Source organism: Kistimonas scapharcae (assembly GCF_039540975.1).
Lineage (GTDB): Bacteria > Pseudomonadota > Gammaproteobacteria > Pseudomonadales > Endozoicomonadaceae > Kistimonas > Kistimonas scapharcae.
The window spans coordinates 16,534-28,304 of the sequence record NZ_BAABFL010000479.1 but is presented as its reverse complement, the minus strand read 5'-3'; the positions used below and the strand labels follow the sequence as shown (position 1 = coordinate 28,304).

Genomic DNA, 11,771 nt, shown 5'->3' with positions numbered 1-11,771 from the left:
AAGCATTGGCGACAGGGCTGACGGTGTCAGCCCTATGTCTTCCCGGTGCTATACAGGCAGCAGTTGCCTGACGGTTTCCGTTAATGCAAATAATAAAAAACAAACAGGCCGGACAATCCACCGACCCGCAAGCAGGACAACCCCTGTCCGGTTTACAGGGCGAAGCCTTCTATCTGCAGTGGCTGACCCGCCAGTGTGAACAGATTGCCGGTATTCATGCCGGACTTCTCGCAATCAAATCTCCTGAGCACGGCATTTTTCAGCCCGTGGCTATCTGGCCCGGCGTCATGCCGGAAATCGAAACCGTCTCTGAACTGATTGAGCAGGTGATTGAAGACCAGTCGCCGCTGGTGACCCATTTAAACGACAGTGATGATGAGCCGTTGCTGGCGATTGCCCATCCGGTCATAGTGAAAACCGCATTGATGGGGGTAGCGGTACTTATCCTCGACGGGCGGAGTGACAGTGTCATTCAGGCCGCCATGCGACAGTTGCAGTGGGGAATCAGCTGGGTCGAACTGTCACTGCTGCGGGAAACGCTGAATACAAAACAGGATGAACAGCAACGTCTGTCGACCGCCGTTGATTTGTTAACCAAGGTCTTGGCAGAGCCTCACTTTGATGCTGCGGCCATGCGTCTGGTGTCGGAATTGGCGGTGGTCATGCAGTGTGACCTGGTCAGCCTTGGCTTTGTCCGTGATGGTTCGGTCACGGTTTGCCATTTATCTCATAGTGCCCAGTTCACCAAGCGTATGAACCTGGTTCGTAGTATTGAATCCGCGATGGATGAGGCTGTGGATCAAGGGCGTATAATCGCCCTTCCTGTTGAGAGCACGGATGGCCTCATTATTATTGCTCATCAGGCGTTAGCCAAGCAGCATCAGGGCGAGTCAATTTTAACGGTACCGCTTTATCACGATGGCCAGTGTGTTGGCGCAATTACGTTTCAGCGCGCTGAGGACAAGCCTTTTTCGAACCATGAGGCACAGTATTGCGAAAGTGCCACGGCGCTGGCCGCCACGGCGCTGGAAGAAAAGCGTCTGAATGACCGACCATTATGGCGCAAGGCGCTGGAATCAGGAAAAACGCAATTACATCGCTTATTGGGACCCGGTTATTTAGGGCGTAAGTTGACAGCGATTACTTCACTGTCCTGTATCCTGTTTTTGACGTTTGCCACCGGTGAAAACCGGCTGTCGGCTGAGGCGGCTCTGGCGACGGTTATGCAGCGTGTTGTGGTAGCGCCTTATGACGGGTATGTCCGAGATGCCACTGTGCGTGCCGGTGATGAGGTGAAGGAAGGTGAACTGCTGGTCGCACTGGACGACAGGGATCTGCAACTGGAGAAACTCCGCTGGAGCAGTCATCAGAACAAACTTTCCCGGCAATATCAGGAGGCGACGGCAGATTATAATCGTGCCCGTGTCAACATCATTGCCGCACAACTGGATCAGGCCCGGGCTCAAATCAATCTGGTAGAGAGCCAGATTGAGCGTTCACGCCAGGAGGCCCCCTTTAACGGACTGGTGATCAGCGGAGACCTGAGTCAGCGTCTCGGCGGGCCAGTCAGCAAGGGCGAAGTGTTGTTCGAAGTTTCACCACTGGATGCTTACCGTGTTGACCTGAAAGTCCCCGAAAGTCGCATCGCTGATATTGCCCTGGGGCAGACGGGCATGTTGCATCTCTCGGCTTTACCTGGCGAACCCTACGAGTTCGTGGTAGATAAAATCACCCCCAAAACATTGTCAGAAGACGGCGCTACCTGGTTTATTGTTGAGGCTAGGTTGCAGGACGAAGCAGCACAGTTGCGCCCCGGCATGGAAGGCATTGGCAAGGTTGAGCTGGGCGAAGATAAGCTGGTCACTATCTGGACCCGAGACCTGCTGGCATGGCTGCGCCTTAAACTCTGGATGTGGTGGGCCTGATGTCCGTCTCGCTGTTCAGTCAGTCCTGGTATCGCGTCGCTGACATGGTGGTGCGGTTGCGCCGCCATGCGGATGTTCATCGCCACATTTATCGTGGGCAGGTCTGGTTTGTTCTGCAGGATCATGCCACCGGACAGTTCCACCGTTTTACCCCTGAAGCCTGGCATATCATCGGTTTGATGGACGGCAGTCGTTCATTACAGGCTATCTGGGAACAGGCGTGCCGGCAGCTGGGTGATTCGATGCCTTCTCAGGATGAGGTCATCGACCTAGTGTCCCGTTTGTTCCGCGCCAACCTTCTCAACTCGGACAGCGTGCCGGATATTGACCTGCTCCATGAGCGTTTTCGCAGTATTGAACGCAAGCGCCTGTTACAAAAAGTCAAATCACCACTGGCGATTCGGATTCCTCTGGTAGACCCGGAGCGATTCTTGAGCAGAACCCAGGCCTGGGTGCGTCCGCTGATCAGTATCTGGGGCATGCTCCTCTGGTGTGCAGTGGTTGTGACGGGATTGGTGCTGGCTGGCCTGCACTGGGATGCGCTGACCAATAACGTCAGTGACCGCATATTGTCTCTGGAAAATGTCCTGCTGATCGCCCTGATTTATCCCTTCGTCAAAACGATCCATGAACTGGGGCATGCTTACACAGTCAAGCGTTGGGGCGGCGAAGTGCATGAGATTGGCATCATGCTGCTGGTGTTCTTTCCGGTGCCTTATGTGGATGCGTCAGCCGCTTCGGCATTTCACAGCAAATACCAGCGTATGCTGACCGGCGCCGCCGGCATACTGGTAGAGGCCTTCATTGCAGCCGTCGCAATGGTGGTTTGGACGCTGGTGGAGCCGGGGGCTGTCCGTGCCATTGCATTCAATACCATGTTGATTGCCGGTGTTTCGACTCTGCTGTTCAACGGCAATCCGTTGTTACGTTTTGATGCGTACTATGTCCTGTCCGACTGGCTGGAAATTCCCAACCTGGCGACACGCGGCAACCAGTATGTCGGGTATCTGGTAAAGCGGTATGTGCTGGGTGTAGAGAGGTTGGAGTCGCCTGCCGCCAGTCGCAGGGAAGGCGCGTGGTTGGCGGGTTATGTCACGGTGTCGTACATATACCGGCTTTTTATCATGGTGATGATCGCACTGTTCATTGCCAGCGAATATTTTGTAGTCGGAACGATACTGGCTATCTGGTTGTTGTTTATGTCGGTGGTGATGCCATTGGGAAAACTGCTGAAAAAAGCGTTCACAGATCGCTCGTTGGAAAAACGTTCTGTACGGCTGTGGGGGATAACATCCTGTGTACTGGCAGGCATTGTGATTTTGTTGGGTTTCATTCCCTTTCCCCATGCGACACTGGCGGAAGGTGTCATGACACCATCGGAACAGTCACGGGTACGTGCCCGGGTCAGCGGGTTTGTGGAAACACTGGCGGTCCAGCCGGCCAGCCGGGTTGATGCCGGGCAGCTATTGATGCATCTGACTGACCCAGAACTCGCAGCACAGGAAAAGGTGCTGGAGGCCAATTTCCGTGAAGCCCAGGCACAGTATCAGGCCAGTGTCGCTGACCGAACGGTAGCTGACATTAACCGCGAGGTGGCTAAATTCAGGCAGGAAGAACTGGACAATAAACGTCAACAGATGGCGATGTTGGCGATCAACAGCCCGCAGGCAGGTCAATTTTATCCACCGGATTCAGGGACACTGGAAGGGCGCTACCTGGCCAGAGGGGATTTGTTAGGGTATGTCATCAATTACGGTGATTTGCCGGTGACCGTGATGGTGCCGGAAGACGCGATAGAACTGGTGCGGAATCAGACCCATGATGTAGAAGTCCGGTTTGTCTCAGATCGAAGTCGCTCATGGACGGCCAGTGTGTTACGCATTGAGCCGGCGGCTACCCGGCAGTTGCCCAGTAATATCCTGACATTGGAGGGCGGTGGCCGCATTGCAGCCAATCCGGATAAAGAGCGTGGCATACAATCTTTCGGTCGCTATTTCGAGCTGGAACTGGCGCTTGCAGATGACGTTCAGGCACGCCTGAATGAGCGGGTCTATGTATTGTTTCGGCATGACCCTGAACCACTGGCCTATCGCTGGTTCCGTGATATTCGCCGTGTCTTCCTGAGGCAGCTGGATGTCTAGGCGCCCAACGCGGCGACCGGCCAGTACCTTGCTGCGGCCGGAGCAAAAGGTCAAACCGGCGGGCATGCTGGAGCGCCTCTATCACGGAGCCAAAAGGCAGGGCAGCTGGTTGCTGCCCAGCAGGGCCTTCATTCATCGTCGTTTGCTTGGCGGGATCCATCGCCATGGCGAGTTATTCAGTGGCATGAGTGATTCAGAGTTACAGGATGCGCGTAAGGTTCTGCAAACAAAACTGCATCGTGAGGGGCTGACGGATGCCCTGTTGTCCGAAACGTTTGCACTGATTCGTGAAACTGCAGGTCGATCTCTGGGCATGTACCACTTTGATGCTCAATTGCTGGCTGGGTTGGCGTTAATCGAAGGCTGTGTGGCGGAGATGCAGACCGGTGAAGGTAAAACCCTCACCGCAACCCTTCCCGCTGCCGCAGCAACTCTTGCAGGTATTCCCGTACACGTCATTACAGTGAATGACTACCTGGCCCGTCGGGATGCTGAATTAATGCTGCCGGTTTATCAGGCGCTGGGCTTGAGTGTCGGATGTGTGGTTCAGGGGCTGTCGCAGGAAGAGAAAAAAAAGGCTTACGCATGCGACATTGTTTATTGCACCAACAAGGATGTCGTATTTGACTATCTGCGGGATCAGCTGGTTCTAAAAGACAACCAAAGCCCTTTACATCTGCATGGCGGAAGGCTGAAAGGAAAAGCGAGCATTGATGAATCACTGCTGCTGAGAGGTCTGCATTTTGCCATCGTTGATGAAGCTGACAGTGTTCTGCTGGATGAAGCCAGAAGCCCGTTGGTGATATCGGGAGGAAAAGGTGCAAGCCCGGAACAGCAGCAGGTGTTGTCCAAGGCAATGGCGCTGGCTTCCGAAATGGTGGTTGATCGGGATTTTAAGCTGGATCTAAAGCAACGTTCTGTTCAGTTAAGGCCTGAAGGTGAAACCTGGCTGAAGGAACAGACACGGCATGCCGGCAGCTACTGGTCAGGTAAAGTACGACGGGAAGATATTATTCACAAGGCGCTGACGGCTCGCTGTTTGTTGGAAAAAGATCACCATTATCTGGTGCGTGACGGCAAGGTTCAGATCATTGATGAGCATACGGGTCGTATCATGGCGGATCGCAGCTGGGAGCAGGGTCTGCATCAGCTGGTGGAAATCAAGGAAGGTTGTGAGTTAACGGCCGTACGGGATACGTTGGCCCGCATGACATATCAACGTTTTTTCCGACAGTACCACCATCTTGCCGGTATGACGGGTACGGCCCATGAAGTATCGGGTGAGCTCTGGTCGGTGTACGGTCTGCCCGTGATTCCCATTCCTACTCATCGGCCCAGTCGGCGTTGCTATTCAGGCCCGCGCTATTTTCCTACCCTGAATGAAAAGTGGCAGGCAGTGGTCGTCAGTATTCGTCGTATGCATGACCTTGGTCGCCCAGTTCTAGTGGGGGTTGCCAGTGTGGCGGTGGCAGAACAGTTAAGTGAATTATTGCGGCAGGAAGGCCTTGATCATCAGGTGCTGAGTGCGGTAAATGATCAGCATGAAGCCGATATCGTTGCTCAGGCAGGATTGCCGGGGCAAATAACGGTTGCGACCCAAATGGCCGGGCGGGGGACGGATATCAAGTTGGCACCTGTCGTCGAAGAGGCGGGTGGCCTGCACGTGATTCTTACCGAATATCATGATGCGTCCCGGATTGACCGACAACTAGCAGGCCGCTGTGCCCGCCAGGGGGACCCCGGTAGCTTCGAGGTACTGGTTTCTGGCGAGGACAGCTTGTTGGAAGGAAAAGCATTCATGGGGTTGGAAGCGTTAATGTCGTCTGTGACATCCTCCCCATTATCTGGACGTCTGGGGCTGGCCAGACTGAAATGGACCCAGAAACAGGTTGAACGTCGGCATGCTTCAATACGTCGACAACTTTTCCAGTCCGATGAAAAACAGGATGAACGCTTGTCGTTCACCGGTTCGGGATAATAGGTGTTACCGTGCTGAAAAGAAGAATAATCAAAGTGTTTTTGTTAATTCTGCCCATGCCGCTGATGGCGACAGAGTTGGATGATACCCAGCTGAGCTGTTTGCTGGAGCCCAGCAGTGAAATTCAAATCAGTAGCCAGGTTTCCGGCATTGTCAGTCAGGTGAATGCTGAGCGGGGGGGCAATGTTGAAAAGGGGCAGTTGCTGATTGCGTTGGAAAGTGGTCTTGAAAAAGCTGCACTAAATAGTGTCAAGGCACGGGCAGAGTTCACCATTCGTAAGCTGGAGCGTAATCAGGACCTGTTACGCAAAGGCCTGCTGTCAGAGTACGAGCGTGATGAGTTGCTGACGGATCGGGAGCTGGCGGATCTGGCAACCCGTGAGGCTGAGGAGCGACTGAAACAACGCAAGATTTACAGTCCGATTGATGCCATTGTCGTTGAACGACATGTGTCTATTGGTGAATACGTGGGATCTGAACCGGTACTTGAACTGGTTTCGCTGGATCCCCTCCATGCAGAGATTGTCCTGCGTTCTGATTACTATGGCACTCTAGAGCCGGGCATGCCGGTTGAGGTACTGGTAGGATCTGATGGCAAACCCTATCAGGGTACGGTTAAGATTGTGGATAAGGTTATTGATGCTGCCAGCGGAACCTACGGTGTTCGTGTTGAGGTACCTAATCCGGGGGCTCGTTTACCCGCAGGGCTCAAATGTCGCGCTGCGTTTAATGTGGCAAAAGCTGAATAAGTATGTACTTACTGCTTCTTGGCGGTAATCAGATAAAACGGGGTTTCCAGTTCAATGTGTTGAATAGTGATATCGGTGAACCCGTTATTTTGCAATTGAGCCACATAGTCGTCTGATGTTCTGAAAGAACGGAAAAACAGAAACATGGGCAGCATGGAATAAGGCAGCCGCTGGTTGTTTATCTGGATAGGACTGCGTTCAAAAATCAGTACTGTCCCACCGGGCTTGAGTGATGTATAAGCTTGTTCAATAAATCGTTGTGTCGCATCTTCAGGCCAGTCGTGCAGGATGGATTTGAAGGTAACGATATCCATGTTGTCCGGTAGCTGATCAGACAATGCGTTGGCTTTGAAAAAACGGATACGGTTGGCTTCCGGGGTATCAGCCACATGTTGCATGCCTACCTCGCAGACCACGGGAAGATCGATAATCGTCGCCAGTAGTCGTGCATGCTGCCTGCAGAGTTGCCATGAAAACTCACCGCTGTTGCCCCCAATATCCATTATCTGTCGATATTGACTGAAATCATGATGTGCCAGACAGGCCGCTGCTTCGTAGCGGGTATAAGTAGATGTGAAGCGCATCCAGCGGCGGGTGAGCGCCATATTCTCATCCGTCACCTCAAAACAGCGATGGTAACCAAATAATTCAAATAGCCTCGACTGCTTCATGAACTGTTGTGGGTTTTGCAGCAGTGTTGTGAACCCGCTCATAACATCCGGCGCAACAAGATTGCTGAAGGCAATTTTGGTTTCCAGCAAATCGCGAAAGCGCAAGATATTGCGAAAGTGTGTTGTTAATTGAATTCTAGCATTTTGTCGTTCAATCACCTGATTGACTGCGAGTAACGCCAGAAGTGTTTCTGTTCCAAGCCTGTCGCTGCGGAGGCAGTCGCAGGCTTGTGCCAGGTCTATTTGCTGATGGCTACTGAGTAAATCTATCAACCCGGTTTCCAGTGCACTGTTCAGCGCCTGATGATCCATGAAGGTGGTCAGGTAGCGATCAATCTGCAGGTAGTCGGCGTAATGACTGCCGTTATGATTGGGGGGTTGGTTAACCGGGATTGTCATGGCAGAGATGCTTCTCTTGGTGTCTCGTTATGCGTCCAGCCTTGAATGATCTTGAGTGCCTGCTCACAGGTGGATACTACATCTTTTTTGCCATCAATCACGAAATCCGCATGAGGACGCACTTTTTCGATTTGTTTAGTTAGCAGGTCATGCACACTGTTGATGTAGTTATCCATGTATTCCTGCAGCCAAAGGATATTGTCAGTTGCAGGTGATGTGTGTTTTGAACGGGTGAAGTGCTTTGTGAATGCGCGAATGTTTCGGGCCAAGGCGATATCCAGGGGGATATCAATCCACAGCATAAGATCAACGTGTCGGGCCGACTCGGCATGACAATAACCAAACGGTGTTTCAAACAGGATGATATTTCGAGGGGAAATGGAGAATGGTTGACTGGGTGGTGTTACGGCTTGCCCGCTCTTCAGTAGTGCCAGATCATCACTCAAACCTGGGATGGTTAGCACGTTGTAATCAAGGCCTTTATCGAGCCATTCTATGATCGACTCAATGGGCTGATCTGTGACTGTTTGGTAGTGGTCATAGTCAATAATGCATGCATCCAGATGCGTGGCAATGGCACGGGTTAGCGTGCTTTTTCCACAGCCCGGAGACCCTGCAATGGCGATGATTGAAGCCATTACTACCTACTCATTCTTCGTATTCTGATGAGTGAGTATAGGCGTGAACGGGTATGGAAGGCTACGTAAAGATAAGAGTCTGAACCAATCGCGTTATAAAAAACGCAGTGATTACACGCAGTATTCACCGCGATCATCCAATATGCCCCAGATGACGTCTCGACACTGCAGTAATGCATCGAGGTGCTTCTGAATGGTTTCCTGGGGAACAGTATCAATGTCCTCCAGTGTGCGACAGTGTAAAGAAATTTGATCCAGATGTCGGTGCAGCTTCCTGTCAGAGGCTTTTAGCAAGGTTTTAGCTGCAGGGAATTGGTCCACATAACGATGAATGAATTCAAGCGAGAGTTTATTTTTAATTTTTGTGAGTTTGTCTCCAAACTCGGTTTTTTCATTGCGTGTAATCGTGGCAAGTTGATCCTCTTTCAGACTGGCAAGTGCTATCGAGTGTTCAGTTGCCGCTTGCATCAAGGTTGTTAGATTTTTGATTGAGCGTTTATCCAGAGGGTTAAGGAGTGTTTCATCACCGAACCTATTGGCAAACTGTGAAGCTGCCTTGATAGTTGGTACAACCGTATCGATGTTGTAGCGTATTGTGTCGAGTGCCTGCTGGCGTACCTTGATACCTTTGGCTGAGTACGCAAAGGCAGACAGCATTTCCCCCACGGTTTTCTTCAAAAGCGACTCGGCAATCTCCTGTGCTTCAACACCAAATGTATCGCGGCTGGTACGACTCACTTTCAGCGATTGCTCTTTAAGGTCTTGTGCATCGTCCTTGTTAACCTCAAACTTTGACGACAACTCAGATCGGGCCTGTGCACTATCGAGTCCGAACGACTGGGCCAGCTGATCACTTTTAAGCAAGTCCATACGAATATTAAATGAAATGGTCTGAACGGTGTTGTTTAACCCAAGAACCAGAGTTTGCAGTTTGCTGCTGTCATTAACAAAATCGTCGAGAGTAGCTCCCGGTAATTGTTTAAAGGACTCAAGGCGAACGCCGGAGCCAAGCAGTGAATCTATAATTTCATCCTGTGTCATTGAGCAATAGACGTTATTTAAAACGCTTTCATCAGGAAGAAGGTTGTGATTTTGTAACTCCAGAAGAGTGTCCATCATTTCCCTTCTGGTGGATGCGTTGGTAAAGAACTCGTGACTCTTTCTCTCCACGACTCCTTGGGTGGGGACAAGGTCGTGATTTTGCAACTCCAGAAGAGCCCCCATCATTTCCCTACTATTTGATGCGTTGGTAACGAATTCGTTGCACTTTTTCTCCACGATTTTGGGGGAGGGAGTAAAGCCTGAGCGGGTCATTTTCTGGAACTGTTTTATGAATTCTCCAGCATTTTGAGTTTTTCTGAGTTGGTCATTGTACTTGACCGCTTTAACCGTTAAGTCTTTTTTGGCTGGCGTCTTGGATAGTTTGAAATCTTTCAGTGATTTTTGTGGACACTGGCAGTCGGGATGTTGCTTGATTGAAGCTGCATCGACGACGGCTACTCGATGAGAGGTATCATCAAAGTTTTTTGGAGTTCCGATACCATATGGGGGCCGGTTGTTACGTATCAAAGCTGAAATAGAAGGCATACAAACAATCCATTGTTCATTTTATTTGTTGTGGATTACTAGGCTAATGCCCTTTAGTCATTTTAGGTATTATTCCAATGTAGAAGTGACAATTCCGTCTATTTAATGCTTTTTTATATAAAGAAAGAGATTTTTATTGTTTTACTTTATTTTTAAATGGGTAACTCATTGATTTTTCAGTTGATCTTGTTATCCCGGTTTGGATCGAAAGCGCGTACAATCAGTGGCGATATTGGTCATTCTATGATGGGCACGTTATGGCGCTTAAAGCCACGATTTTCAAAGCAACACTCAATATTGCGGACCTTGACCGCAATTACTATCAGAATCACAGCCTGACAATTGCCCGACACCCGTCTGAAACGGATGAGCGGATGATGATCAGGCTGCTGGCCTATGCCTGTCATGCCAGTGAATCTCTGAGTTTTACCAAAGGGCTGAGTACTGACTCAGAGCCGGATTTATGGCAGAAGTCGCTCAGTGATGAAGTCGAAGTGTGGATTGATCTTGGTCTGCCGGATGAAAAGCGTATTCGTAAGGCATGTGGGCGAGCGGCGTCTGTCTGGATTTACAGTTATGGTGGACGCACTGCGGATATCTGGTGGCAACAGATACGCAACAAGTTGACCCGGTTTGAGAACCTGACAGTTATTAACCTGCCGGAGTCTGCGACTGATGAGCTGGCAGGCATGGCTGAGAGAACCATGCAACTACAGTGCATGATTCAGGATGGGGCAATTTCCATCAGCAACGGCAGGCAGCATATTACGGTTGAGCCGCAGCAATGGCTGATCAGTGGGGTGATGTCGTGAGCTGATCCGGGGTTCACGAGGCGTGCGAAACGTTCCCCGTTGTGCTTCCATTACCGGTATGCAAGGCAGGATAACCACAGGAATGTGAACCCATAATGTTTAAAGCCATCCGCGTTTTTCTCTTGTTGCTTGTGCTCTTTTTTATCGGGCTGAATACGTGGCAGACCATGATCAGGACTACTGACTGGAATGATCCTTTGTGGGTGACCATCTATCCCATCAACGCTGCCGGTAATAACAAGGTGCAGGAGTATATTGATCGTTTATCCGTGGATGATTTTGACAGCCTTGAGAGTTTTATCGCCGAGCAGGGGGCGGCCTATGACCTGCCGCTGAATCAGCCCATAGAAGTGAATTTAGGACGGCAGTTGAAAGAGATTCCAGATTCCCCTCCGGCTAATGCTGGCAAGTTGGATGCCATTATCTGGTCCCTTAGGTTCCGCTACTGGGCCTGGAGAATGAAGCAGACGAAGTCTGACGCCATTACGAATATACGACTCTTTGTGCTCTACCATGACCCTGAAACCATGCCACGACTGGCTCATTCTGCGGGTATGCAAAAAGGATTGATTGGTTTAATTAATGCGTATGGTGATTGGCAATATAAAGGCAGTAACCAGGTTGTTATTGCCCATGAAATGCTGCATACCGTCGGCGCAAGTGACAAGTATGATTTTTCCAACGGTCAACCCATTCATCCTCATGGTTATGCCGAGCCTGAGCGTACGCCGCTGTATCCACAGCGTTATGCCGAATTGATGGGAGGGCGTATTCCCAAGAATGCCGATGAAAGTGACATCCCGCGAAGTCTGAAAAAGGTCAGGATAGGCCCGGAAACGGCTAGGGAAATTAACTGGATATCACAGTAAGT

General features: G+C 50.8%; 9 protein-coding genes. 6 read left to right on the top strand and 3 right to left on the bottom strand.

The features are described 5' to 3' along the window. The first annotated feature begins 83 nt into the window (after window positions 1–83). From ABD892_RS26075 to ABD892_RS26060, 4 genes are read left to right on the top strand one after another with little or no spacing between them, the layout of a single operon-like run. A complete protein-coding gene (locus ABD892_RS26075) occupies window positions 84–1,925 on the top strand; it encodes a GAF domain-containing protein (protein WP_345199287.1) in 1,842 nt (613 codons plus the stop codon). Continuing rightward, entirely contained in the window at window positions 1,925–4,066 is a 2,142-nt protein-coding gene (locus tag ABD892_RS26070; protein ID WP_345199286.1) for an efflux RND transporter periplasmic adaptor subunit, read from the top strand. Before ABD892_RS26075 ends, ABD892_RS26070 begins: the two co-directional genes overlap by 1 nt. Further along, a complete protein-coding gene (locus ABD892_RS26065; RefSeq protein ID WP_345199285.1) occupies window positions 4,059–6,044 on the top strand; it encodes a preprotein translocase subunit SecA in 1,986 nt (661 codons plus the stop codon). Before ABD892_RS26070 ends, ABD892_RS26065 begins: the two co-directional genes overlap by 8 nt. 35 nt (window positions 6,045–6,079) lie before the next feature. Next, window positions 6,080–6,793, top strand: a complete 714-nt coding sequence (locus tag ABD892_RS26060; RefSeq protein ID WP_345199284.1) for an efflux RND transporter periplasmic adaptor subunit — start codon at window positions 6,080–6,082, stop codon at window positions 6,791–6,793. 8 nt (window positions 6,794–6,801) lie between these two features. Here the strand turns inward: ABD892_RS26060 and ABD892_RS26055 are convergent, their stop codons facing one another. The 3 genes from ABD892_RS26055 to ABD892_RS26045 all read right to left on the bottom strand — a co-directional run bounded on the left by ABD892_RS26055 (window position 6,802) and on the right by ABD892_RS26045 (window position 10,088). Then, window positions 6,802–7,863 carry a methyltransferase gene (locus tag ABD892_RS26055; RefSeq protein ID WP_345199283.1) on the bottom strand — a complete coding sequence of 354 codons (1,062 nt, stop codon included), beginning with the start codon at window positions 7,861–7,863 and terminating at the stop codon, window positions 6,802–6,804. Beyond that, the gene (locus tag ABD892_RS26050) at window positions 7,860–8,501 is read right to left on the bottom strand and encodes a GTPase (RefSeq protein WP_345199281.1); all 642 of its coding nucleotides are present in this window, start codon (window positions 8,499–8,501) and stop codon (window positions 7,860–7,862) included. Before ABD892_RS26050 ends, ABD892_RS26055 begins: the two co-directional genes overlap by 4 nt. Window positions 8,502–8,612: 111 nt before the next feature. Further along, entirely contained in the window at window positions 8,613–10,088 is a 1,476-nt protein-coding gene (locus tag ABD892_RS26045; RefSeq protein ID WP_345199280.1) for a hypothetical protein, read from the bottom strand. Between the two features lie 257 nt (window positions 10,089–10,345). Here ABD892_RS26045 and ABD892_RS26040 point away from each other — a divergent pair, with 257 nt between their 5' ends. Together ABD892_RS26040 and ABD892_RS26035 are read left to right on the top strand one after the other, a co-directional pair. Beyond that, window positions 10,346–10,900 carry a YaeQ family protein gene (locus ABD892_RS26040; protein ID WP_345199279.1) on the top strand — a complete coding sequence of 185 codons (555 nt, stop codon included), beginning with the start codon at window positions 10,346–10,348 and terminating at the stop codon, window positions 10,898–10,900. Window positions 10,901–10,995: 95 nt separating this feature from the next. Beyond that, complete coding sequence (locus tag ABD892_RS26035) at window positions 10,996–11,769, top strand: hypothetical protein (RefSeq protein WP_345199278.1); 774 nt, start codon at window positions 10,996–10,998, stop codon at window positions 11,767–11,769. Window positions 11,770–11,771: the final 2 nt, after the last annotated feature.